The sequence below is a fragment of the Pseudomonas sp. NFACC25 genome (genome assembly GCF_900100935.1).
Lineage (GTDB): Bacteria > Pseudomonadota > Gammaproteobacteria > Pseudomonadales > Pseudomonadaceae > Aquipseudomonas > Aquipseudomonas marginalis.
In genome coordinates this window covers 253,679-278,421 of the sequence record NZ_FMUC01000002.1, presented here as the reverse complement: position 1 = coordinate 278,421, position 24,743 = coordinate 253,679, and the positions used below count along the sequence as shown (strand labels likewise).

The window sequence follows — 24,743 nt, the reverse complement described above, 5'->3', positions numbered from 1 at the left end:
TTCACTCAGGGAGACAACGCCTATGAAGCTCGCGCCGAAATTACTAGCCGCCGCATTCTGCCTCGGACTCGCCAGCCAGGCGTTCGCCGCCACCGAGTTGAAACACTGGCCGGCACCCGCCGCCAAACAACTGAACGAGATGATCGCCGCCAACGCCAACAAGGGTAACTTCGCGGTGTTCGACATGGACAACACCAGCTACCGCTACGACCTCGAAGAATCCCTGCTGCCCTACATGGAAAACAAGGGCCTGATCACCCGCGACAGCCTCGACCCGTCGCTCAAGCTGATGCCGTTCAAAGACACCGCCGACCATAAAGAAAGTCTGTTCAGTTACTACTACCGCCTTTGCGAAGTCGACGACATGGTCTGCTACCCGTGGGTTGCGCAGGTGTTTTCCGGCTTCACCCTCAAGGAACTCAAGGTCCAGGTGGATGAACTGATGGCCTCCGGCAAACCGGTGCCGGTCAGCTATTTCGAAGGCGACGTGGTCAAGCAGTCCGAGGTACAGCCGCCGAAGGTCTTCACCGGCCAGGCCGAGCTGTACAACAAGCTGATGGAAAACGGCATCGAGGTGTACGTGATGACAGCCGCGTCGGAAGAGCTGGTGCGCATGGTCGCCGCCGATCCGAAGTACGGCTACAACGTCAAACCCGAGAATGTCATTGGCGTAACGACCTTGCTCAAGGACCGCAACACGGGCGAACTGACCACCGCACGTAAACAGATCGCCGCCGGTAAATACGACGAAAAAGCCAACCTCGGCCTGGAGCTGACCCCCTACCTGTGGACCCCTGCCACCTGGATGGCCGGCAAGCACGCGGCGATCCTCACCTACATCGATGAATGGAAAAAACCGGTGATCGTCGGCGGCGATACGCCGACCAGCGACGGTTACATGCTGTTCCACGATGTGGACGTGGCCAAGGGCGGCATCCACCTGTGGATCAACCGCAAGGACAAATACATGACCCAACTCAACGGCATGATCGCCAAGCATGCCGCGGCGCAAGCCAAGGAAGGCTTGCCGGTGACGGCGGACAAGAACTGGGTGATCGTCAAGCCTGACGAGATTCAGTAACACCGGGTCGCCTGCATCCCAGGCAAGCCAGCTCCCACCTTTTAATGTGTTCACACATCAAAAGGTGGGAGGGGGCTTGCCCCCGATGGCGGACTCAAGGGCACTACAAAATCCAGCCTAAAATAGATATCAATTGCGAACAAATCTCATCCTCTGCTAGCGTGCGCACTTCCTGAACCCTCCGTTCTTCTCAAGGTAGTGCTGTGCCCTCCTGGAATTCGCAGATCGCGCGCCTGTTCGCGGAGCAGAAGAAAGCCCTCGAAGCCTTCGTCACTCGCCGCACCGGCAGCGCCCAGGTGGCCGCCGACCTGACTCAGGAGTCGTTCCTGCGCCTGGCTCGCATGGACTGCGGCGAAAAGATCGACAACCTTCCAGCCTTCCTCTTCACCATCGCCAGCAACCTGGTGCGCGATCACCAGCGCCAGGCCATCCGCCGTGAGCGCCTGGACGCGGGCGAGCCCAGCGAAGAGCTGCCGTGCAGCAATCCGGGTGCCGACGAGCAATTAGCCGCCTACCAACAGGAACAACTGATGCAGGATGCGATCCTGGCGTTGCCCCCAGCGACTCGGCAGATCTTCCTGCTTTATCATGTCGACGAACTTTCCTACCGCGAGATTGGCGAACGCCTGTCGATCACGGCACGCAGTGTGGAATACCAACTGCGTCGCGCCTTGATTGAATGCCGCGCGTACATCAAGACGCGGCTTGCCTGCGATGAACAAGGACGTCGCTCATGACCGCCACCTCCACTGCCGACGTGTTGTTTGACGAAGCGTCCGGCTGGTATTTCCGCCTGCAGGCCGAGGACGTGACGCCGGCCGACATGGACGCCTTTGCCGCCTGGCTGGGGCAAGGCCCGGCCCAGGATGACGCCTGGCAGGAAGTGCAGGCGATGCTCGGTGGACTGCGCGAACCTGCGCGGGTGATTCGCCGCGCCGAACAGGCCGCCTGGCGCAAACCGGCGCGAGCCTGGCAGCGTTGCGCGTGTGCTGCGGCGGTGTTGCTGGCCGTGGGGCTTACCGTGCAGAACACGCCATGGCTCGATCGCCTGCGCGCGGACTACGCCACCGGCACCGGCGAGTCGCGCAGCATCGAACTGGCCGACGGCTCGCACCTGCAACTCAACACCGACAGCGCGGTGCAGATCCGCTTGAGCGGGGGCGAACGGCAAATCCGTTTGCTGCGTGGCGAAGGCTTTTTCGACGTCACCAAGGATTCGACACGGCCGTTCGTGGTGCAGTCCGGCGACGGCTGGGTGAAGGTGGTCGGGACGCAGTTCAGCGTTGCGCGGCGCGATGCGCAGACGCGGGTGCAGGTGGCGCAGGGCAAGGTGCAGGTCAGTGCCGGCAGCGGTGAACCGGTGTACCTGGAGCCAGGGCGGGCCGTGGAATATCAAGGCCAGCGCCTGGCCGAGGTGCATGCTTTCGACCCGGCCAGCGGCTTTGCCTGGCGCCAACGGCAACTGGTGTTCCGCCAGCAGCCGCTGTCGGAAGTGGTGAGCGAGTTGAATCGCTATTGGCCCGGCAAGACTCTGGTGCTCGGTGATGCGCTGCGCAACCGCGTGGTGTCGGGTGTGTTTGAAATCGACAAACCCGAAGCCGTGATCAAAGCGCTGGAGTACACCCTTAACCTGCGTGCCGAGCACTACACCCCATATTTACTGGTGTTGCGCGAAGGCAAGGCATCGTAATCGCAACTTTTTGAAAAAACTTTCAGGGTTTCTCCCCAGGCACTCGTCCTTGATCACTGAGGCGTAAATAGTAAGCACTCTCAAGTAGTGCGGCGCCGATCACAGACTTTTTGCACCGGGGAGCACCATCCATGGCACATCGATTCGCCGCACGGTCCTTGTTGGCACTGGCCATTTCCATGGCCTGTGGCACTGCGCCGCTGTATTTGCAGGCCGCCGACACCACCCAGGCCCAGACCTACCGTTTCGATATTGCAGGGCAAAGCCTGGACGGTGCGCTGGCGGCGTTTTCCGCGGTGACGCGAGTTCAGGTGCTGGTGTCGGGTGAGTTGACCCAGGGCGTGCTGTCGCCGGGTGTCAAAGGCAGCCTCGGCCAGCGCGAAGCCTTGGGGCAACTGCTCGGCGGTACCGGGCTGAGTGCGGCGTTTATCAACGCGGACACCGTGACCCTGGAAAAGCGCATGGACACAGGCTCCGCCATCGAAGTCGGCGCCACCACCATCAGCGCCGAACACTTGGGCGCCACCACCGAAGGCAGCGGCTCCTACACCACCGGCGCAGTGACCCTGGGCAAGGGCGAACAGAAACTCAAGGACATCCCGCAATCGGTCAGCGTCATGACCCGCAAGCAGATGGACGACCAGAACACCACCAAGCTCTCCGAAGTGGTCAAGCGCACGCCCGGCCTGACCGCGACCAAATCCCCGGGCCCCGGCATGTTCATCTTCTCCCGTGGCTTCGAGATCGGCACCCTGCAATACGACGGCGTCGGCATCCCGCGTAACACCTACGCGCTGGGCAGCTACCTTACCGAAAACATGGCGATCTACGACCGCGTCGAAACCTTGCGCGGTCCGGCCGCTTTGCTGCAAGGCGCCAACAGCCCCGGCGGCACCATGAACCTGGTGCGCAAGCGCGGCCAGCAGGCGCCTACGGTGACCGTCACCGCCAAGGCCGGTTCGTGGGATCACTATGGCACCCAGGTGGATGCGGGGGGGCCGCTGAACGCCGAAGGCACGTTGCGCGGCCGCTTTGTGGCGGATTACGACACCACCGATTCCTTTGTCGACTATGCCGGCGGCTGGAATCAGACGGTCTACGGGGCGGTGGACTACGACTTCACGCCTGACACCACCGTGGGTGTTGGTATCAGCAACCAGAAAGGCCATTCACGCCCCAACTTCATGTCGCTGCCCCGTTACGCCAACGGCAACGATATTGGCCTGTCACGCTCCACCTTCGTCGGTGCCAGCTGGAACCGCGCCGTCAACAACCAGACCCAGGTGTTCGCCGACATCGAGCATCGCTTCAACGACGACTGGAAAGTGAAAGCCGCCCTCGTGGCGATGGACGAACATAACGACGCGACATACCAAGCGACGTGGGACGCCATCCCCAACCCCGGCGACACCGGTAACGTGCGCTATGTGGACTGGGTTACCGACTTCAATACCAAAAGTCGTGGTGCGGATGTGTATGTCAACGGCGAGTTTGAAGGCCTGGGTTTCCAACAGGAGATGGTGTTGGGCGCCAACTATTCCAAGCTCACCACAGACGACCAATGGGCCCGTGCGGCGACGGCTGGCGCCGATATTTTCAACATCGACCACAACCGTCCGCAGCGCGATAAGTACCAGCTGTTTCAGGCAGGAAATGCGTCGAGGAGCTGGTACGACATTCGTCAGAAAGGCATCTACGGCACCTGGCGCGTGAAAGTGCTCGATCCGCTGACCTTGATCGTTGGTGCACGTACCAGTTGGTATGACTATTCCTACATCGACCAGAGTGGTTCCAGGGGGGGGTACGGCAGTCCGTCCGGAAGCGCCACTCAGACGAATGGCAAGGTCACGCCGTATGCGGGCCTGGTATATGCCCTCAATGACCAATGGTCTGCCTATGCCAGTTACGCCGATGCGTTCGAACCACAAACCAACCGGACAACTTCCGGCTCCTTGCTCAAGCCTATCGAGGGCAAGAACTACGAGCTGGGTCTCAAGGGTGAGTTGGCGGATGGTCGTCTGAATACCTCGTTCGCGATCTTCCGTTATGATCAGGAAAATCGCGGCGTCCAAGACCTTCAAGGGCCGATGAACTGCGATGGCTGGTACTGCTCGGTCGCCTCGGGCAAGGTCCGAAGCCAAGGCTTGGAAGCCACATTGAGCGGCGAAGTGCTGCCGGGTTTGCAACTGGTCTCCAGTTACACCTACAACACCACCAAATTCCTCAAGGACGACACCTACGAAGGCAAGGTCTTCAGCACCTGGACGCCCAAGCACTTGCTCAAGGTCTGGGGCGATTACCAATTGCCGGGGGACTGGAATAAAGTCAGCGTCGGCGCCGGGGTGACCGCGCAAAGCAGTACCGTGGCCTACGACCGCACCTTCAGTGTGCCGGGCAATGCACTGTGGGATTCGCGGGTGGCCTACAAGATCAACCAGGAGTTCACCGTCGCGGCGAACCTGTACAACATGTTCGACAAGAAGTATTACATCCCTGCCTACAACGCGAACTGGGGCAGCAACTACTACGGTGATCCGCGTAATGTGATGTTTACGATGACCTACACGCCGCAGTTCTGATTACATCCGGATATAAAAATGCCCCGCATTTGGCGGGGCATTTTCATGTGTGGCGGTTAGCCCTTACAGCCCATCCAGCATTGCCTTGTTACGTACCGCACCCTTGTCGGCACTGGTCGCCAACAAGGCATAGGCCTTCAACGCGGTCGTGACTTTGCGCGGACGCTTCTCCACCGGCTTCCAACCTTTCTTGTCCTGCTCGACCCGGCGCGCTGCCAGCTCTTCATCGCTGATCAACAGGTTGATCGAGCGGTTCGGAATGTCGATCAGGACCTTGTCGCCGTCCTGCACCAGGCCAATCGCACCGCCGGCAGCGGCTTCAGGTGACGCGTGGCCGATGGACAGGCCCGAGGTGCCGCCGGAGAAACGGCCGTCGGTGAGCAGGGCGCAGGCTTTGCCCAGGCCCTTGGACTTCAGGTACGACGTCGGGTAGAGCATCTCTTGCATACCCGGGCCGCCTTTCGGGCCTTCGTAGCGGATGATCACGATGTCGCCTTCCTTGACTTCGTCGGCGAGGATGCCGCGTACCGAGCTGTCCTGGCTTTCGTAGATCTTGGCGCGGCCTTCGAAGACGTGGATGGATTCATCCACGCCGGCGGTTTTCACCACGCAGCCGTCGAGGGCAATGTTGCCGTACAGCACGGCCAGGCCGCCTTCCTTGGAGTAGGCGTGCTCGACACTGCGGATGCAGCCGTTTTCACGGTCGGCGTCCAGGGTGTCCCAACGGGTCGACTGGCTGAACGCGGTCTGGGTCGGGATACCGGCCGGGCCAGCCTTGAAGAAGGTGTGCACGGCTTCGTCGTCAGTCAGGGTGATGTCCCACTTGGCGATGCCTTCGGCCAGGGATTTGCTGTGCACGGTCGGCAGGTCGGTGTGCAGCAGGCCGCCACGGGCCAGGGAGCCTAAGATCGAGAAGATCCCGCCGGCGCGGTGCACGTCTTCCATGTGGTACTTCTGGATGTTCGGCGCGACCTTGCACAGTTGCGGCACATGGCGGGACAGGCGGTCGATGTCGCGCAGGTCGAAATCGATCTCGGCTTCCTGGGCCGCAGCCAGCAAGTGCAGGATGGTGTTGGTGGAACCGCCCATGGCGATGTCCAGGGTCATGGCGTTTTCGAACGCCTTGAAGTTGGCGATATTGCGCGGCAACACCGACTCATCGTTCTCGCCGTAGTAGCGCTTGCACAGCTCGACGATGGTGCGGCCGGCCTGCAGGAACAGCTGCTCGCGGTCGCTGTGGGTGGCCAGGGTCGAACCGTTGCCCGGTAATGCCAGGCCGAGGGCTTCGACCAGGCAGTTCATCGAGTTGGCGGTGAACATGCCGGAGCACGACCCGCAGGTCGGGCAGGCGCTGCGCTCGTATTCCGCGACCTTCTCGTCAGAAGCGCTGGAATCGGCGGCGATGACCATGGCGTCGACCAGGTCCAGGCCATGGGAGGCGAGTTTGGTCTTGCCGGCTTCCATCGGGCCGCCGGAGACGAAGATCACCGGGATGTTCAGGCGCAGGGCGGCCATCAGCATGCCGGGGGTGATCTTGTCGCAGTTCGAGATGCACACGATGGCGTCGGCGCAGTGGGCGTTGACCATGTACTCCACGGAGTCGGCGATGATCTCGCGGCTCGGCAGGGAATACAGCATGCCGTCATGGCCCATGGCGATGCCGTCGTCCACGGCGATGGTGTTGAATTCCTTGGCTACACCGCCGGCGCGCTCGATCTCGCGGGCGACCAGTTGGCCCAGGTCCTTGAGGTGCACGTGGCCGGGTACGAACTGGGTAAAGGAGTTGGCAATGGCGATGATCGGCTTCTTGAAGTCGTCATCTTTCATCCCCGTGGCACGCCACAGTGCGCGGGCGCCGGCCATGTTGCGGCCGTGGGTGGATGTTTTCGAGCGGTAATCTGGCATGGAGCACTCCGGGCGGCTAATCAGGTACTAAACAGGGGAGTGAGCTTCTATTGACGTCTGGAGCACTCAGAAATAGCCGTGTGTCCGGAGGTTGCCTCAAACGCTGCGGGATCGCCGCGCGCAGTGGCCTTGAGCTCATAAACCCGCCGGGGGATGACTGGCGATGAATAGGGCCGATTCTACACCGCTGGCGGCTGGAGGGAACGGGATACTCAGGGCCGCTGGCTTTGTTTAGACTGGCGGCCCTTTGCCCCTACCCCTCTCCAAAGGAATTGGAATGCCCGGTATCCATCGTTTTCTTGGGTTCTACCTGCTGATCGGTCTGATCCAGGGAATCGTCTTCTATTACTCCGATCAGCTCTATCGCTTGAGCGAAACCGTGTTTTTTGTCACCTACACCGTGGTGTTGGTGGGCGGTACCACCTTGCAACTGCTGGGGGAAAAAGCCCGACAGTGGCGGTCGTTGCTGCCTACGCTGGCATTCACCCTGTTGATGGGTGGCATGACGCTGTGGGTCTGCTACGGCCTCGACCATGTCGGCAATAACCGCTGGGCGATCAATTCCTGGTTTATCAGCGTGGTGGTGTTGAGCTATGTCTGTGCCACGTTTCTGTTCGCCTGGCCCGCCGAAAAAGGGCAACGCTGGCGTTATGAAGACCTGTTCCAGCAGGCCTGGAACAGCGTATTTATCGTGCTGTATGCCCTGATCCTGGTGGGGGTGTTCATGTTGCTGCTCAAGCTATGGGGCCGACTGTTCCTGATGCTGGGCATCGAATTTTTTGAGCGCCACTTCTGGAGCCAGCTATTCCTGTGCATCAGCTTGCCGTTGGTGTTCGCCTTGGGCATGTACCTGGCGGCGCGCAGCGAGAAAGTCATCGGCCAGATGCGCGGCATGCTGTTCAGCGCCTGTGGCTTGTTGTTGCCGTTGATCGCCCTGATCAGCCTGCTGTTTACCCTGACCTTGCCGTTCACCGGGCTCGGTCGGATTTGGGCGACGGGTTATTCCACGCCGATTCTGCTGGTGCTGGCGGGGGCGCAGCTGTTCTTGCTCAATGGTGTTTTTCAGGAGGGCGTTCAACCTCCACCGTACCCCAAATGGTTAACGCGGTTTATCGAATTGAGCCTGCTGTGCCTGCCGGTTCTCGCCGCCCTGGCGTTTTATTCGAGCTGGTTGCGGGTCGAGCAATATGCCTTATCGCCACAGCGCTTCATTGCACTGGCGGCGGCGTTACTCTGTGGTTTGTATGGCCTGGCGGCCGTGTGGGCGGTGGTGTTGCGTTCGCCGGTCTGGCTGGCCAACCTGCGTGTTACCAACCCGGCCTTGGCGCTGCTGTTTTGTGGGCTGGTGGTGTTGGTCAACACGCCGATCCTCGATCCGGTGCGCCTGAGCGTCGACGATCAGGTCCGGCGTTTGCTCGACGGGCGTACCAAGGCTGAAGCGTTTGACGCGCACTACCTGCGTTTTGGCCTGGAGAAGGCTGGGGAGGCGGCGTATGCCAAGTTGCAGGTCGACCTGGACCAGGAGCGCATTCTGGACCCGGAATCGCGCCGTGCCTTGCGTGAGCGGATGGAAGACACCTCGCTGAGTTTCAGTGAACAGTATGAAAAAGAGCGTGCCCGCCGGCCCAAGCCCGAGCTGGAATGGATCGGCCCCGAGCCCAAGGGCAGCGAGCAGTTTGCCGAGCTCAGCCTGAACACTGACTCTGGGTGCGAGCCCGGCTGTGTGTTGTGGGCGGTGGACTTCGATCAGGACGGGCAGCCTGAAGTGCTTGCGATACCCCGCACCAGTTATCGCCATGACTTCAAGCCGCCGCGCATTTTTGTCCTGGACGATAAGGGCGAATGGGACGATCGCGGCCCTCTCGTATGGACGCAACTGCCCGACGGCTATGTGGATACCGAGACCCTGATCCACGATATCCGTGAGGGCAAGATCTCGTTGGTCAAGCCTCGTTACCGGCAGTTGCAGTCCAGTGACATGTTGCTCACGCCGGTGGTTCGTGAGCCGTAGTCCGCCGATTGGTCACCAGCCCCCAGAGGCTGAATCCGATAAAACTGAGGGCGATGCTCATCAATAGATGATCGCCGGCCTGGGCCAGTGCCGCGCTGCCGACAGCGGCAGTGAGAAACATGATGCTATTGCCCGCCGACGCCGCCGTGCCCGCGCTGCTGGAGAACAACAGCATTGCTGCGGAAATCGCGGCGGGCCTGACCAGGGTGACGGCCAGGGCGCTGATCAGCATCGGGATCAACAAGGTCACAGTGGTCATGGCTTCAATGCTGACGATCAGCGTTAACAGCGCGCCTGCGACGAGCAGCAAGCCAAGACCGATATTGATTTGCCGGGACAGCGCCATGCGTTTTTGCAGGTACGAGGCAGCAACGCCGCCGAGCAGGTAGGCCAGGCCGTACACCATCAGCACCAGCGCATATTGGTATTCGGACAGCTTCAGCGCATCCATGAAAATCAGCGGCGTCACGCTGATCAGGGCGAAGTAGCAGGCAAATACCAGGGCGGCGATCCACCAATAGCGCAGGAAGTCCCGATTGCGCGCCACGGCCTTGAGTGTGCCGATGATGGATACCGGTTCGCGGTGCGGGCTGGAGGACTTCGACGGCAGGATACAGAGCGCCTGGATCAACAGGCCCGATGCCATCAGCGCAAACCCATAGAAGCTCCCTTGCCAGTCGAAGGTGGTTTGCAGCCAGGAGCCGATCAGCGGCGACAGCGCGACAAACGAGCCGCTCAGGGTCATGTAATAGAGGCGCACCCGGGCTCGGTCCTGTTCGTCGAACAGGTCTTCCACCAGTGCATGGCCCAATACGAAGAAGCCGCAGCCCATGGCCTGGACCGTGCGGAACAGCAGGAAGGTCAGGTAATCCGGCGCCATGGCGCAGCCTATCGCCCCGAGGATCGACAGCGTGATACAGCCGAGCAGGACTTCCTTGCGTCCCCATTTATCCGAAAGTGGACCGGCGAGCAGTTGGGAGATGGAAAAGACTAGGGTGAACAGGCTGATGGACAGCGCGATGTCTGCGCTGGGCGTGTCGAACCGGGCGGACAGGGCGGGGAACGACGGGAGCAGGATATTGATCGGGAAAAAGCTGATCAGTGAGATGCAGGTGATGAGGATGAAGCGGGAGAGGGTGGGCCCAGACATTGTTTTTGTTTTCCGGAGTAAAACCAGAAACCGATACTAGTCTGCGAAAAGTGGAATTCAATCAAAAGTGTTGAGAGAAACTTCCTGAATGGACGTGGCTTGCTTGGGTAGGAAAAGTTTTCACGGCAACCACAAAACAAATGTGGGAGGGGGCAAGCCCACTCCCACATTTTTATCTGTGCTTGGCTTTAGCTGTTTGGCAACAACCGGCACGTAATGCTCTTGATATACCGCGTCTCGACAATCGCCGGATGCACCGGATGATCCGGGCCCTGGCCGCCACGTTCCAGCATCTGGATATTGCGGTCCAGATGGCGGGCGCTGGTCAGCAGGATGTTCTGCAGGTCATCTTCCGGCAGGTGCATGGAGCACGAGGCGCTGACCAGGATGCCGTCCTTGCTGAGCAGGCGCATGGCTTGCTCGTTCAGGCGGCGATAGGCGCCTTCGCCGTTCTTCATGTCTTTCTTGCGTTTGATGAAGGCCGGTGGGTCGGCGACGATCACGTCGAAGCGTTCTTCGCTGGCTTTCAATTCCTTGAGGGCTTCGAAGACGTCGCCTTCGATGCAGGTCATCTTCTCGGCGACGCCATTCAGCGCGGCGTTGCGCTCCACGCCATCGAGGGCGAAGGCCGAGGCATCGACGCAGAACACTTCACTGGCGCCGAAGGCCGCGGCTTGCACGCCCCAGCCGCCGATGTAGCTGTACAGGTCGAGTACGCGTTTGCCTTTGGCATACGGGGCCAGGCGCGCGCGGTTCATGCGGTGGTCGTAGAACCAGCCGGTTTTCTGGCCCTGGATCACCGGGGCTTCGAATTTCACGCCGTTTTCTTCCAGCGCCACCCACTCCGGCACCAGGCCGAACACGGTTTCGACGTAGCGGTTGAGGCCTTCGGCGTCGCGCGCGGCGGAGTCGTTCTTGAACAGGATGCCGCTCGGCTTGAGCACTTGGGTCAGGGCGGCGATCACGTCGTCTTTATGGGCTTCCATGGTCGCCGAGGCGATCTGCACCACCAGGATATCGCCGAAACGGTCGACCACCAGGCCCGGCAGCAGGTCGGAATCGCCGTAGACCAGGCGGTAGAACGGCTTGTCGAACAGGCGATCACGCAGGGACAGGGCGACGTTCAGGCGGTGCACCAGCAGCGACTTGTCCAGTGGCAACTTGATGTCGCGCGACAGCAGGCGTGCGCAGATCAGGTTGTTCGGGCTCATGGCCACGATGCCCAGGGTCTTGCCGCCGGCCGCTTCCAGGATGGCCTGGTCGCCCGCCTGGAAGCCGTGCAGAGGGGTGGCGGCCACGTCGATTTCGTTGCTGTAGACCCACAGGTGGCCGTTGCGCAAACGACGATCGGCGTTGGCTTTGAGACGCAGGCTTGGCAGGGACATGACGTCGCTCCGGAAAAAAGAGCGGGAGTATACCTTGTTATGTAGGAAATGGCCGGGCTGCCGGATGTGCGGGGAGGTGTCAGCCGAGGGTTGATAAGGGTTAGAATCCCCACCTAGCCCAGAGTGTGTACTTATGTCCCAAGAGCTTTCCGCCGAACAGATCCAGCAGGCCCTCCAAGGCATCAGCGTGCCGCCCCAGCCGCAAATCATGGTGGATTTGCAGATGGAGCAGTACATGCCCGACCCGGACCTGGAAGTGATCGCGCGGTTGATCTCCCAGGACCCGGGCCTGTCCGGCGCGCTGCTGAAGATCGTCAACTCGTCCTATTACGGCCTGAGCAACAAGATCGCCTCGATCCAGCGCGCGGTGAACCTGCTGGGCAGCCGTTCGATCATCAACCTGATCAACGCCCTGTCGATCAGGGGCGAGATGAGCGACGACACCATCGTCACCCTCAACCGCTTCTGGGACACCGCCCAGGACGTGGCCATGACCTGCCTCACCCTGGCCAAGCGCACCGGCGCCCAGGCGGTGGACGAGGCCTATGCCCTGGGGCTGTTCCACGACTGCGGCGTGCCGCTGATGCTCAAGCGTTTCCCCAACTACATGACGGTGCTCGAAGAGGCCTACGCCAACGCCGGCCCCGACTGCCGCGTGGTCGACACCGAAAACAATGCGTTCAACACCAACCATGCGGTGGTCGGCTACTACACCGCCAAGTCCTGGCGCCTGCCGGAGCATGTGACCGACGCCATCGCCAACCACCACAATGCCCTGGCGATCTTCAGCGATGAGACGTCGCGCAATCCGCAGCTGAAAAACCTGCTGGCGATCCTGAAGATGGCCGAGCACATCTGCTCGTCCTGCCGCGTGCTGGGCAACCAGTCGGTGGACCATGAGTGGAATGCCATCGGCCACCTGGTGCTGGACTATGTGGGCCTGTCGGACTACGACTTCGAAAGCCTGAAGTTGTCGATCCGCGAACTGGGCGCGCACTGATCCCCCCCTCACGAGGTACACATGCCCGAGTTACCAGAAGTCGAAACCACCCGGCGTGGGATTGCGCCGCACCTGGAAGGCCAGCGGGTCAGCCGCGTGGTGGTGCGTGAGCGGCGCCTGCGCTGGCCGATCCCGGAAGACCTGGATGTGCGCCTGTCCGGCCAGCGCATCGTGCTGGTGGAGCGGCGCGCCAAGTATCTGTTGATCAATGCCGAAGTGGGCACTTTGATCAGCCACCTGGGCATGTCGGGCAACTTGCGCCTGGTCGAGGTCGGCATGCCGGCGGCCAAGCATGAACATGTGGATATCGAGTTGGAATCCGGCCTGGCCCTGCGCTACACCGACCCTCGGCGTTTCGGCGCGATGCTCTGGAGCCAGGACCCGCACAACCATGAACTGCTGATTCGCCTGGGGCCGGAGCCGTTGACCGAGCTGTTTGACGGTGAGCGGTTGTTCCAGCTGTCCCGCGGCAAGTCGATGGCGGTGAAACCGTTCATCATGGACAACGCGGTGGTGGTGGGCGTAGGTAACATCTATGCGACTGAGGCGTTGTTTGCGGCGGGGATTGATCCACGTCGCGCGGCCGGCGGCATTTCACGCGGGCGTTATTTGAAGCTGGCAGTCGAGATCAAGCGCATTCTGGCGGCGGCAATCGAGCGTGGCGGCACCACGTTGCGGGACTTTATCGGTGGCGATGGGCAGCCGGGGTATTTCCAGCAGGAGTTGTTCGTCTACGGCCGCGGTGGCGAGGCGTGCAAGGTCTGCGGGACTGAGCTGCGCAATATGGTGCTGGGGCAGCGGGCGAGTGTGTTTTGCCCCAGGTGCCAGAGCTGATTGCTGTGTAGTGGTTGATATCGCTATCGGGGGCAAGCCCCCTCCCACTTTTTGACTTGCGAATGAATTCAAATGTGGGAGGGGGCTTGCCCCCGATGAGGCCCTGATAGGCGCTGAAGAAGCTCAAGCCTTACCGGTAATCTTCCGGTACTTCTCCATCAACTGCTCTTCCGTCTCCGGATGGGCTTCATCCAGCGGAATGCAATCCACCGGACACACCTGCTGGCACTGCGGCTCGTCGTAGTGACCGACGCACTGGGTGCACAGGTTGGGGTCGATCACGTAGATCTCTTCGCCCTGGGAGATGGCGGCGTTCGGGCACTCGGGTTCGCAGACGTCGCAATTGATGCAATCGTCGGTGATGATCAGGGACATGGAAACTCCTGCCAGGGCTGTCAGCCAAGGCATCTGAAAACTAATGCGCGCAATTGTGCCGCATTGGCGCCCGCAGTGCGAGCTGTGGTGAGCGGGCTTGCCCCGCGTTGGGCAGCGAAGCGGCCCCAAAACCAGACGACCGGTTATTCACCTGAGGCGACGCGAGTCTTTATTAGGGCTGCTACGCAGCCGAACGCGGGGCAAGCCCGCTCACCACATTACTTCTTGAAGCGCAGCGTCAGCGCATCAGCCACGGCCGGATGCACGAACTTGGTGATATCCCCGCCCAAAGCGGCAATTTCACGGACCAACGTCGAGGAAATGAACGAATAACGTTCCGACGGCGTGAGGAACAGGCTTTCCACGTCCGGCGCCAGTTGGCGGTTCATGTTGGCCAGCTGGAATTCGTATTCGAAGTCCGACACCGCGCGCAGGCCACGCAGGAACACATTGGCGTTCTGCTCCTTGGCGAAATGCGCGAGCAACGTGGAAAAGCCCACCACTTCCACGTTGGGCAGGTGCTTGGTGACCTCACGCGCCAGCTCCACGCGCTGTTCCAGGGGAAACAGCGGGTTTTTCTTGGGGCTGGCCGCGACTGCGATGATCACATGGTCGAACAAACGAGAGGCGCGTTCGACCAGATCGCCATGGCCTTTGGTAATCGGGTCGAAGGTACCTGGGTACAACACTCGGTTCATCGCGTCGTCCTGGCGGAGTCCGTTGGGGAACCGGATGGTATCGCAGCCATCCCGGTCGGCCAAGTCAACTTATGCATAAGAAAGCCGTATAGACACCGTGAATAGCGTGTTTTTTCACGCTGTTTTCAGACGTTCGGCCAAGGCTGTCGCCAGTTGAGCGGTTAATCCGTACACCGATAATTGCGGGTTGGCCCCAATACTGGTGGGGAATAGCGAACCGTCGTGGATCGACAGGTTGCGCAATTGGTGATGGCGACCGAGGCTGTCAGCCACCGCATTTTTGGGATCTTCGCCCATGGCACAGCCGCCCATCACATGGGCGCTGCCCAGGGTTGTCCGGTGCAATTCCAGATTCAAACCCTCAATGACGCTGCGTGCCTCGGCCAAGGTGTTCACGAACCGTGCGTCATGGTGCATGGGCTTGACCGATTTGGCACCCGCCGCGAACTGGATTTCGGCCATGCTGTGGAAGGCCCGGCGCAGGCCGTCCCAGGCATAGGGTGAGACCTGATAGTCGAGCACCGGCGTACCGTCACCGCGTAAATCCACGCTGCCGCCCTGGCTGTCGGGGTGAAAGCCGTCACGCAACAGCGCGAGCATGGCGTGGGTATGGGGCAATTGGCCCATGTCCAGGGCGTTCTGCGTGCCATAGCCGCCGAACAAGGTGCTGGCCAATGCTGGATGCAAGGGCGGCGCTTCAAGCTTGTAGGACATTTTGCCGGTGGTGCCGTCCTGCCACTGGAAATGGTCGGAGTAGATCGACTGCGGCGCGCCGTAGAACGGGTTGATCACCTCGTCGAACAATGCGGCGGAGAAGTTCACCAAGTGCAAAAAGGTCCGCTTGCCCAGCCGCGAATGCGGGTCGGGGGCACCCGAGCGCATCAGCAGCGCCGGGCTATTGATGCCGCCGCCCGACAGCACGTAATGCTTGGCCTTCACTGTGATCTTGCGCCCGGTAGGCGCCACGCAGCGCGCGTCCATCGCTACGCATTCCAGGCTGCTGATGGTGTCGCCGCTGTATTTGAGCTGCTCGGCGCGGGCCAGGTACAGCAGCTCGCCGCCTTTTTCCAGGGTGGACGGGATGGTGGTCACCAGCATCGACTGCTTGGCGTTGACCGGGCAGCCCATGCCGCAATAACCCAGGTTGAAGCAGCCACGTACGTTGCGCGGGATCACATGCCAGCTGTAGCCGAGCTTTTCGCAGCCTTTGCGGATCACATCATTGTTGGCATTCGGGGGGATGGCCCATGGTGCGATGCCCAGGCGCTGCTCCATCTTTTCGAACCACGGTGCCATCTCTGCACTGCTGTGGCCTTTTACCGCGTACTCGCTGGCCCAATGGCTGAGGGTGGCGTCCGGGGTACGGAAGCTGGAGGTCCAGTTGATCAGCGTGGTACCGCCCACCGCGCGGCCTTGCAGGATGGTGATGGCGCCGTCCTTGCTCATGCGGCCGATGCCTTCCTGATACAGGCTGGCGTAGGCCTCGTCCTCCAGCAGCTTGAAGTCGCTGCTGGTCTTGAGCGGGCCTTCTTCGATCAACAGTACTTTGTAGCCGGCGGCGCTGAGGATCTCGGCAGTGGTGCCGCCACCGGCGCCGCTGCCGATGATGGCCACGTCGGCCTCCAGGGTCAGGTCGCGGTCGAGGGCGGCGCCATCGTGGGTTTTCCAGCCGCGGGCCAGGCCGTCGCGGAACAGATCGGGTACGGGCATCAGGGGCGTCTCTTGTTTTTATTGTGAGGGAGGCAAATCAGATCTTCGGCGGGCCGGGGTAGCCGCAATGCGCCCAGGCGGCGGGCCGGAAGTACCAGGCCATGATCACCAGCTTGAGCAGCGAGCCCTGGCCCATGCGCAGCAGGTTCAGGTAGCTGTTTTCCCAGCGGTGCAGGAAGTTGCGGATCTGCTCCGCGCTGGCGTTTTCCCAACTGCCCCAGATGCCGGTCAACGGGCCACGCGTAATGCCCATGCCGAGCACATCGAACAGCTGCTGGGTGAGCTTGAACATCTCCGGCGACAGGTGTTGCAGGCTGTAGTCGAGTTTTTTCAACGTGTCTTCAATCCCGGCGACCACATCCTGGGCGCTGGCCACGCCTTCGAGCAGCACCGGGATCACCGCGCGCAGGAACGGCAGGTCACTGCTGCGCAACATGGCAAAGCCGCTGGCCGGGGTGCTGCTGGAGCAGCCGCTGAGGCTGGCGCCCAGCCCGGCCGTGGCCAGGAAAGCGCTGGCACACAGACCGATTTTCAAGACGCCGCGCCGCGACAGCGCGGGTGAATCAATGAGGCTAGGGTTCATTGTTATTGTTATCCCGTGGGTGGCGGTGTCAGCGGACAAACAGCTTCTGGATCAGTTTCTGGATCGATTTGCCGTAGGGCGGGTAGATCAATTTCGCCGCGTTCAGGCGCTGTTTCACCAGCACACCCTTGGCCTTGCTGAACGTCAGGAACCCTTCATGGCCGTGGTAGTGGCCCATGCCCGAGGGGCCGATGCCGCCAAAGGGCATGTCGTCCTGGGCCACGTGCAGGAGGGTGTCGTTCAGGCAGACACCGCCGGAATGGGTCTCGTGGAGGACCCGGTCCTGCTCGCGCTTGTTGTAGCCGAAGTAATACAGGGCCAGCGGGCGAGGGCGCTGGTTGATGTAGGCAAAGGCTTGGTCGATGCCGCGATAAGGCACGATCGGCAGCACCGGGCCGAAGATTTCGTCCTGCATCACGGTCATGTCATCGCTGACATTCAGCAGCAGGCTATGGGCCATGCGCCGTGCCTGGCCCTGGTCGTACAGCGGGATCAGGGTGGCGCCCTTGTCGGTGGCGTCCTTGACGTAGGCATTGAGCCGGGCCAATTGACGCTCATTGATGATGGCGGTGTAGTCCGGGTTGTCGGCCAGCGTCGGATAAAACCCGCGAACCGCCTTGCTGTAGGCCTCGACGAAACCCTCCACGCGGTCCTCCGGCACCAGCACGTAGTCCGGGGCCACGCAGGTTTGCCCGGCGTTCAAGGCTTTACCGAAGGCGATGCGTTCGGCGGCGTCCTTGAGCGGTACGTCGGCGGAGACAATGGCCGGCGACTTGCCGCCCAGTTCCAGGGTGACCGGCGTGAGGTGTTCGGCAGCGGCGCGCATCACGTGCTTGCCAATACTGGTCGCGCCGGTAAACAGCAGGTGATCGAAGCGCAGCTTGGAAAACGCCATGCCCACCTCGGCCTCTCCGAGCACCACGCACACCAGGTCCTCGGGGAAAATCCTCGCCAGTAACGCCTTGAGCAGTTCGCCGGTAGCGGGCGTGGATTCGCTGAGCTTGAGCATCACCCGGTTGCCTGCGGCCAACGCACCGACCAGTGGGCCGATGGCCAGGTACAGCGGGTAGTTCCACGGCACGATCACGCCGACCACGCCCAGGGGTTGGTAAATGACTTTGGCTGACGCAGGTTGGAAGGCCAGGCCTACAGCGCGGCGGGAAGGTTTCATCCAGCCTTTTAGGTGTTTGCTGGCGTAGTGAATGCCATGCAGGCTGGGCATCAGTTCGGCGAACAGGGTTTCGTCGGCGCTGCGCTGGCTGAAATCCTGGCTGATCGCATGGATCAGTGCCTGGCGCTCGTCACTGAGCACATCCCGCAAGGCCTTCAGCCACTGTTGGCGCTGTGCAGCTGGCGGCATCGGGTTGGCGGCGTAGGCGCGGCGTTGGGCGTCGAACAGGTCCTGGAGTTGATCCAGCGCCTGGGCATCTTGCAGGTAGGCAACGTTGGCAGACATGGCGCAGCACCGATTGTTATTGGTCTGCGTGGATTTTTAGAGTCATTGCTCTAAATTGTCAAATGACATTGCAGCAACATGCAGATTTATCCTGGCAAGGATAGGCCGTAAGATGCCCTATCACGTGTACAGAAGCTGATTCCCCTATGGCACCACGAGTAAAGACCAGCGAGCGTATTGTGCAAACCAGCCTGGAGCTTTTTAACCAGCAGGGCGAGCGCAGTATCAGCACCAACCATATCGCCGCCCATATGGAAATTTCGCCGGGCAACCTGTACTACCACTTCCCCAACAAGCAAGCGATCATCTCCGTGCTGTTTCGCGAATATGAAGCGTTGGTGGACAGTTTCCTGCGTCCGCCCCAGGGGCGTGCAATGGTCGTGGAGGACAAGCGCTTTTATCTCCAGGCCGTACTGGCCGGCATGTGGCGCTACCGTTTTCTGCACCGCGACCTTGAACACCTGCTGGAGAGCGACCCGGAGCTGGCCACCGGCTATCGGCGTTTTTCCCAGCGTTGCCTGATCCAGGGCGGCGCCATCTACCAGGGGTTTGTCGATGCAGGCATCCTGAACATGGACCCGGTGCAAACCGAAGCCCTGACCCTCAATGCCTGGATCATCCTCACCTCCTGGGTGCGTTTCCTGTGCACCACCAATGAAAACTCCGCCCACCTGAGTGCCGAAGCCATCAAGCGCGGTGTGTATCAGGTGCTGGTGCTGGAGGCGGGTTTCGTTACGCCCCAGGCGAAAGAAGCGGTGGATGCACTGTTCAAAGAGTTTTACGTGCCGTTGAACCAGGCACTGGAAGACGTGAAGTAGGACCTTTCCCGAATCTGTTCACAGGAGTCCATCATGCCGCTTGCCCAACTGATCCGCCCCCAGCAATTGGCCGAGCGCCAGACGTCGGCGGGGCTGGTGATCCTGGATTGCCGTTTTGCCCTGGAAGACCCGGATTACGGGCGTTGCAGCTACGCCGAAGGGCATATCGAGGGTGCGCAATATGCCGACCTGGAGCGCCATCTCAGCGGGCCGGTGATCAAAGGTGTGACCGGTCGTCACCCGTTACCGGCGGCGGGCACCTTCGCCGAGCAACTGCGGACATGGGGCATCCATGCTGACACCGATATCGTGCTGTATGACGACGGCCCTGGCGCCTATGCGGCTCGTGCCTGGTGGCTGCTGGCCTGGCTGGGCAAGCGTGACGGTGTGTTTATCCTGGACGGCGGCCTCAAGGCCTTGCATGCCGCGGGTTTCCCGTTGAGCCTGGACGCGCCGGTAACCGAGCGTGGGACTTTCGATGGCGCGCCGGACAATCACCTGCTGCTGGATGCCGAACACCTGCAAAAACGCCTGGGCCAACCCGGCCTGACCCTGATCGATGCCCGCGCCCAACCGCGCTTTCGCGGTGAAGTTGAGCCCATTGATCCGATTGCCGGGCATATCCCCGGTGCGCAATGTGCGGCGTTCAACGAAAACCTGGGCAGTGACGGGCGTTTCCTCCCGGCCGAGCAACTCAAGCAGCGCTTCGCCGCGCAGTTGCAGGGGCGCTCGCCGGAGGAACTGGTGGCGTATTGCGGTTCGGGCGTGACGGCCTGCCACAACCTGTTCGCCCTGAGCCTGGCGGGTTACCCGTTGGGCAAGTTGTATGCGGGGTCGTGGAGCGAGTGGATTACCGATCCGACACGGGCAATTGCTACGGGTGACTGAGTTCCCGGCCCGGTAAGCCCAGTCCAAATGTGGGAGGGGCTTGCCCCTCCCAGGTGTTTAACCGTGTCGTGCCAATAACCATTGTGGGATGCGCCGCTCCAGGTAGTAGCCGGGCCGTTTCAGCGAGCCATCGACGAAGCCCACGTGCCCACCCTTGGTCGTCAGCTCAAACTCGGTGCACGCCGACAGCTCGCTGGCCTCGGGCAAGCTGTGGGCGAATACGAACGGGTCGTCGGCCGCCTGGATAATCAGCGTCGGCGTGCGGATCGCGCCCAGGTAGTAGCGACTCGACGCGCGACGGTAATAGTCCTCGGCACTCAAGAACCCATGCAGCGGCGCGGTAACCCGGCCGTCGAAGTCCCAGAAGGTGCGCATCTTCTCCAGCGAGCCAAGCGCTTCCAGGGTTTTCAGCCCGTCCGCGCGGCCATCCTGTAAAAAACGGCTTTGTTTGACGCGGATATACGCGAGCATTTCACTCATGAAGTGCTTTTGATAAATCCGCGAGAAACCTATCCCGATCCGGTCTGCACACTGATCCAGGCGAAATGGCACCGACACCGCCGCTGCGCCTTGCAGCCCGGACGCCTCGCCGGTTTCCCCCAGGTGCTTGAGCAGCACATTGCCCCCCAGCGAATAACCCACCGCATACAGCGGCGCCAACGGCCGCTTGGCGCGCAGGTGCGCAATCGCGGCGGCGAGGTCTTCGCTGGCGCCTGAGTGATAGCTTCGTGCCAACAGGTTGGGCTCGCCCGAACAGCCGCGCCAGTTCAAGGCCGCACTGGCCCAGCCTTGGGCGCCGAGGACTTTTTGCAGGCCGGCCACATAGGGGGAATTGGATGAGCCGGTCAGCCCATGCAGTACCAGCACCAACGGCGCCTGCGCGTCATGCGGGCCATGCCAGTCGAGGTCAAGAAAATCGCCGTCTTCCAGCCACAGGCGTTCGCGTTGGCGTTCGATATGGGTAGTCGGCCGCCACAGCGGCCCCCACAGCGTTTGCAGGTGAGGGTTGCCGAGGCCGAAGGCGGGGGTGAACAGGTCGGAGGACGGTGTCATGACACTCTCAGTTTTGAGCTGACTCACTGTCTGTGGTGAGCGGGCTTGCTCACCACAGATTTTAAGCGACGCTTTCGACCAATCGATGCCACAACGCGTAATACACACGACCGGATTTCTGCTCCCGGTGCAGGCGCCAGGCGCCCGGCAAGCCCAGGGTAGACGGCGCGGTCTCGCTTTCAGTGTAGATCCACGCGTCCGGTGCCAGCCATTGGCGCTCTTCGAGCAAGGCGCACACGGTCGGCAACAGGTTCTGGTTGAACGGTGGGTCGAGGAACACCACGTCGTAGGGGCTGGGCGCCTGGGTTTCCAGGTAGCGCAGGGCGTCGGCGGTCTGCACCTGGCCATTGGTGCAGCGCAGGGTGCCCAGGTGTTCCTTGAGGCTGGACACCGCGACATTGCTGGCATCCAGCGCCTGGGCCTGGGCCGCGCCACGGGACAGCGCCTCCAGGAACAGTGCGCCACTGCCAGCGAACGGGTCCAGCACCTTGGCGCCGGCAATGTACGGCGCCAGCCAGTTGAACAGGGTTTCACGTACGCGGTCCGGCGTCGGGCGCAGGCCCACGACGTCGGGGAAGCTCAGCTTGCGGCTACCCCATTCGCCGCCAATGATGCGCAGTTGGCCCACGCCGTTATGCACGTTGTGGACAGGTTTTTTCGGGCGAGATGAACTGGCCATTAATGCTCCGGAACCCCGAGCGGCTGCTCGGCAGGTTTATCAGTGGGGGGCGGTAGTGGCTTTTGCGCAGTCGTTGGGCCGGCGGTCACGATGACCATCTTGTCGGCGCTCAAGTGTTTGTTCAAGGCCGCCTTGACCTGCTCTACGGTCAGGGCCTGGGATTGTTTCATGAAATCTTCCAGATAGCTCAGCGGCAGGTTGTAGAAACCCATGGCGCCCAGCTGCCCGACGATATCGGCGTTGCTGGCGGTGGACAGCGGGAAGCTGCCGGCCAGCTCGCGCTTGGCGTCATCCAGTTCCTTTTGTGTCGGGCCGGTCTTGAGATAGTCGGCGAGCACGTCTTCGACCAGGCGCAGGGTGCCGCCGCTCATTTCGGCGCGGGTCTGCAGGTTGATCATGAACGGGCCACGCACTTGCATCGGCGAGAAACCGGAATACACCCCATAGGTCAGGCCACGTTTCTCGCGCACTTCGCTCATCAAACGGGTGCCGAAGCCGCCGCCGCCGAGGATCTGGTTGCCCAGGGACAGGGCGGCGTAGTCCGGGTCGGCGCGGTCGATGCCCAATTGGGCGAACAGCAGGTGAGTCTGTTTGGACGGAAACTCGATATGGCTCAGGCCGGCCTTGGGCTCGGTCGGCTGGGCGATCTTCGCCATGGCCGGGCCCTTGGGCAGCGAAGCGGACACTTTGGCCGTCATCGCTTCGGCTTCGGCGCGGGTCAAGTCGCCGACCACGGCAATCACCGCATTACCCGCCGCATAAGCCTTGGCGTGGAACGCCTGCAGCTGCGCGAGGGTAATCTTCGGAACGCTTTCCGGCGTGCCTTCGCTCGGGTGAGCGTAGGGGTGATCGCCGTACAGGCGCTTGAACAGCTCCAGGCTCGCCAGCTTGCCGGGGTTCTGCTTCTGGTATTCAAAGCCGGCGAGGATCTGGTTCTTGATCCGCGCCAGGGAATCGGCGGGGAAGGTCGGCTTGCCGATCACCTCGTCAAACAGCGCCAGGGCGGCCTCGCGTTTAGCGCTGTCGCTGAGGCTGCGCAGGGACACCAGCGCCATATCGCGATAAGCGCCATTGCCAAAGTCGGCGCCCAGGCCTTCAAAACCACTGGCAATCTGGCTCACATCCTTGCCCGGTACACCTTCGTTGAGCATGGCGTTGGTCATCAGCGCCAGGCCCGGCACGTTGCCGTCCTGGCTGCTGCCGGCGGCGAACAGGATGCGCATGTCGAACATCGGCAGTTCATGGGCTTCGACAAACAGCACCTTGGCGCCTTCGGCGGTGGTCCAGGTTTGCACGTCGAGCTTGCGGTTGGTCGGCGCCTTGCCGTCCAGCTCCGCCAGGGATTGCAGTTTGTTGGCCGATTGAGCCTTGTCCAGCGCCTGGCTGGCAACGGACTCACTCGGGCGCAGGAAATACACGGCACTCGCCGCGACCAGGGTGACGGCGATCAGGCCCGTCAGGATCAGGCGGCTGCTTTTGCGATCACTCATGAGCGGTCTCCTCAGGCAAAACATGGGCGACGCTCAGACGTTCGCGGGTGAAATAGGTGCGCGCGGCCTTCTGGATATCTTCCGGGGTCACGCTTTGCAGGTCGGCCAGTTCGGTGTCCATGAGTTTCCAGGACAGGCCCACGGTTTCCAGGGAGCCAATGGCCGTGGCCTGGCTGGTGATGGAATCGCGTTGGTACACCAGGCCGGCGATGACCTGGGCACGGATGCGTTCCAGTTCTTCGGCGGTCGGTGGCTTGGCCTTCAGCTCTTCCAGCAGGCGCCACAGGCCGGCTTCGGCTTGGGCAACGGTCTTTTTCTTCTGCTGGTTCGGGGTGGCCGAGAGGGTGAACAGGCTGTCGCCCCGGGTGTAGGCGTCGTAGTTGGTGGACGCAGCGGATACCAGCTCTTCACCCCGCTCCAGTTGCTCGGAGATCCGTGCGCTGTAGCCACCGTCCAGCAGGGCCGAGATCAGGCGCAGGGCCTGGACCGAACGCTTGTCTTCGGCGGTGGCCAGGCCAGGTACGTTGAAGCCCAGGATCACGCTCGGCAATTGGGTCTGCACATGCATCGTCAGCAGGCGCTCGCCGGGCTCGGCCAGCTCCATCGGAACCTTGGCGGGCGGTACGTCACGCTTGGGGATCGGGCCGAAGTAGCGCTGGGCCAGGTTTTTTACCTCGTCCGGGGTGACGTCGCCGACCACCACCAACGTGGCGTTGTTCGGTACATACCAGGACTGGTACCAGTGGCGCAGTTCCTCGACCTTCATGCGGTCGAGGTCGGCCATCCAGCCGATGGTCGGGGTGTGATAGCCGCTGGCCGGGAAGGCCATCGCCTTGAAGCGCTCGAAGGCCTTGGACATGGGGTTGTCGTCGGTGCGCAGGCGGCGTTCTTCCTTGATCACCTCGATTTCGCGGCTGAACTCGTCGGCCGGCAGGCGCAGGCTGGCCATGCGGTCGGCCTCCAACTCAAAGGCAACGCCCAGGCGGTCACGGGCCAGCACCTGGTAGTAGGCGGTGTAGTCATCGCTGGTGAAGGCGTTTTCTTCGGCGCCCAGGTCACGCAGGATCAGCGAGGCTTCGCCGGGGCCGACCTTGGCGCTGCCCTTGAACATCATGTGCTCCAGAGCGTGGGACAAACCGGTCTGGCCCGGGGTTTCGTAGCTCGAACCGACCTTGTACCAGACCTGGGAAACCACCACCGGCGCGCGATGGTCTTCGCGCACGACCACCTTGAGGCCGTTATCCAGGGTGAATTCATGGGTGGGTTGTGGGTCGGCAGCCAAGGCTGAAAGGGGCAGACAAACTGTGCTGAACAGCAGGCCTGCGGCGTGGCGGGCTAGAGCATTCATTCGTTTTTAA

At 61.7% G+C, this 24,743-nt stretch carries 21 protein-coding genes; 9 read left to right on the top strand and 12 right to left on the bottom strand.

The annotated features are described in order from the left end of the window. Positions 1-22 precede the first annotated feature (22 nt). The 4 genes from BLQ09_RS05370 to BLQ09_RS05355 all read left to right on the top strand — a co-directional run bounded on the left by BLQ09_RS05370 (position 23) and on the right by BLQ09_RS05355 (position 5,350). Complete coding sequence (locus BLQ09_RS05370) at positions 23-1,081, top strand: HAD family hydrolase (protein ID WP_027606122.1); 1,059 nt, start codon at positions 23-25, stop codon at positions 1,079-1,081. 203 nt (positions 1,082-1,284) lie between these two features. After that, entirely contained in the window at positions 1,285-1,818 is a 534-nt protein-coding gene (locus BLQ09_RS05365; protein ID WP_092355721.1) for an RNA polymerase sigma factor, read from the top strand. Beyond that, complete coding sequence (locus BLQ09_RS05360; RefSeq protein ID WP_092355719.1) at positions 1,815-2,771, top strand: FecR family protein; 957 nt, start codon at positions 1,815-1,817, stop codon at positions 2,769-2,771. The genes BLQ09_RS05365 and BLQ09_RS05360 overlap by 4 nt, the downstream gene beginning before the upstream one ends. Positions 2,772-2,902: 131 nt before the next feature. Further along, positions 2,903-5,350 carry a TonB-dependent siderophore receptor gene (locus tag BLQ09_RS05355; RefSeq protein ID WP_092355716.1) on the top strand — a complete coding sequence of 816 codons (2,448 nt, stop codon included), beginning with the start codon at positions 2,903-2,905 and terminating at the stop codon, positions 5,348-5,350. A gap of 63 nt (positions 5,351-5,413) precedes the next feature. Here BLQ09_RS05355 and ilvD read toward each other — a convergent pair whose 3' ends face one another. Next, a complete protein-coding gene (gene ilvD / locus BLQ09_RS05350; RefSeq protein ID WP_027606118.1) occupies positions 5,414-7,255 on the bottom strand; it encodes a dihydroxy-acid dehydratase in 1,842 nt (613 codons plus the stop codon). Between the two features lie 277 nt (positions 7,256-7,532). Here ilvD and BLQ09_RS05345 point away from each other — a divergent pair, with 277 nt between their 5' ends. Next, positions 7,533-9,266, top strand: a complete 1,734-nt coding sequence (locus BLQ09_RS05345; protein WP_092355713.1) for a DUF4153 domain-containing protein — start codon at positions 7,533-7,535, stop codon at positions 9,264-9,266. Here the strand turns inward: BLQ09_RS05345 and BLQ09_RS05340 are convergent. Together BLQ09_RS05340 and BLQ09_RS05335 are read right to left on the bottom strand one after the other, a co-directional pair. After that, positions 9,241-10,416 (bottom strand): MFS transporter, encoded by a 1,176-nt coding sequence (locus BLQ09_RS05340; protein WP_092355710.1) that lies wholly within the window; start codon positions 10,414-10,416, stop codon positions 9,241-9,243. The two genes, BLQ09_RS05345 and BLQ09_RS05340, sit on opposite strands and share 26 nt — an antisense overlap. Before the next feature lie 188 nt (positions 10,417-10,604). Then, positions 10,605-11,801, bottom strand: a complete 1,197-nt coding sequence (locus BLQ09_RS05335) for a class I SAM-dependent rRNA methyltransferase (protein ID WP_015373227.1) — start codon at positions 11,799-11,801, stop codon at positions 10,605-10,607. Positions 11,802-11,988: 187 nt separating this feature from the next. On the opposite strand from BLQ09_RS05335, the gene BLQ09_RS05330 reads away from it, so the two are divergent. Together BLQ09_RS05330 and mutM are read left to right on the top strand one after the other, a co-directional pair. Next, positions 11,989-12,801 (top strand): HDOD domain-containing protein, encoded by an 813-nt coding sequence (locus tag BLQ09_RS05330; RefSeq protein WP_169898796.1) that lies wholly within the window; start codon positions 11,989-11,991, stop codon positions 12,799-12,801. A gap of 21 nt (positions 12,802-12,822) precedes the next feature. After that, positions 12,823-13,635 carry a bifunctional DNA-formamidopyrimidine glycosylase/DNA-(apurinic or apyrimidinic site) lyase gene (mutM, locus tag BLQ09_RS05325; protein WP_027606114.1) on the top strand — a complete coding sequence of 271 codons (813 nt, stop codon included), beginning with the start codon at positions 12,823-12,825 and terminating at the stop codon, positions 13,633-13,635. A gap of 123 nt (positions 13,636-13,758) precedes the next feature. Here mutM and BLQ09_RS05320 read toward each other — a convergent pair whose 3' ends face one another. The 5 genes from BLQ09_RS05320 to BLQ09_RS05300 all read right to left on the bottom strand — a co-directional run bounded on the left by BLQ09_RS05320 (position 13,759) and on the right by BLQ09_RS05300 (position 18,457). After that, the gene (locus tag BLQ09_RS05320) at positions 13,759-14,010 is read right to left on the bottom strand and encodes a YfhL family 4Fe-4S dicluster ferredoxin (protein ID WP_003195146.1); all 252 of its coding nucleotides are present in this window, start codon (positions 14,008-14,010) and stop codon (positions 13,759-13,761) included. 218 nt (positions 14,011-14,228) lie between these two features. Then, on the bottom strand, positions 14,229-14,708 hold the full coding sequence (gene coaD / locus BLQ09_RS05315) for a pantetheine-phosphate adenylyltransferase (RefSeq protein WP_003176711.1): 480 nt from the start codon (positions 14,706-14,708) through the stop codon (positions 14,229-14,231). Between the two features lie 114 nt (positions 14,709-14,822). Beyond that, entirely contained in the window at positions 14,823-16,418 is a 1,596-nt protein-coding gene (locus tag BLQ09_RS05310) for a GMC family oxidoreductase (protein ID WP_027606113.1), read from the bottom strand. A 37-nt stretch (positions 16,419-16,455) separates the two neighbouring features. Then, positions 16,456-17,001, bottom strand: a complete 546-nt coding sequence (locus BLQ09_RS05305; protein WP_092355707.1) for a twin-arginine translocation pathway signal protein — start codon at positions 16,999-17,001, stop codon at positions 16,456-16,458. Between the two features lie 28 nt (positions 17,002-17,029). Further along, positions 17,030-18,457 (bottom strand): coniferyl aldehyde dehydrogenase, encoded by a 1,428-nt coding sequence (locus BLQ09_RS05300; RefSeq protein ID WP_027606111.1) that lies wholly within the window; start codon positions 18,455-18,457, stop codon positions 17,030-17,032. Between the two features lie 146 nt (positions 18,458-18,603). Here BLQ09_RS05300 and BLQ09_RS05295 point away from each other — a divergent pair, with 146 nt between their 5' ends. Continuing rightward, on the top strand, positions 18,604-19,275 hold the full coding sequence (locus BLQ09_RS05295; RefSeq protein ID WP_027606110.1) for a TetR/AcrR family transcriptional regulator: 672 nt from the start codon (positions 18,604-18,606) through the stop codon (positions 19,273-19,275). 33 nt (positions 19,276-19,308) lie between these two features. Beyond that, on the top strand, positions 19,309-20,163 hold the full coding sequence (locus tag BLQ09_RS05290; RefSeq protein WP_092355704.1) for a sulfurtransferase: 855 nt from the start codon (positions 19,309-19,311) through the stop codon (positions 20,161-20,163). Between the two features lie 57 nt (positions 20,164-20,220). Here BLQ09_RS05290 and BLQ09_RS05285 read toward each other — a convergent pair whose 3' ends face one another. The 4 genes from BLQ09_RS05285 to BLQ09_RS05270 all read right to left on the bottom strand — a co-directional run bounded on the left by BLQ09_RS05285 (position 20,221) and on the right by BLQ09_RS05270 (position 24,733). Next, positions 20,221-21,216 carry a hydrolase gene (locus BLQ09_RS05285; RefSeq protein ID WP_092355701.1) on the bottom strand — a complete coding sequence of 332 codons (996 nt, stop codon included), beginning with the start codon at positions 21,214-21,216 and terminating at the stop codon, positions 20,221-20,223. A 61-nt stretch (positions 21,217-21,277) separates the two neighbouring features. Beyond that, entirely contained in the window at positions 21,278-21,895 is a 618-nt protein-coding gene (rsmD, locus tag BLQ09_RS05280) for a 16S rRNA (guanine(966)-N(2))-methyltransferase RsmD (protein WP_092355698.1), read from the bottom strand. Further along, positions 21,895-23,385, bottom strand: coding sequence for a M16 family metallopeptidase (locus tag BLQ09_RS05275; protein ID WP_092355695.1), 1,491 nt, complete (start codon positions 23,383-23,385; stop codon positions 21,895-21,897). Before BLQ09_RS05275 ends, rsmD begins: the two co-directional genes overlap by 1 nt. Further along, a complete protein-coding gene (locus tag BLQ09_RS05270) occupies positions 23,378-24,733 on the bottom strand; it encodes a M16 family metallopeptidase (protein WP_027606105.1) in 1,356 nt (451 codons plus the stop codon). Before BLQ09_RS05270 ends, BLQ09_RS05275 begins: the two co-directional genes overlap by 8 nt. Positions 24,734-24,743: the final 10 nt, after the last annotated feature.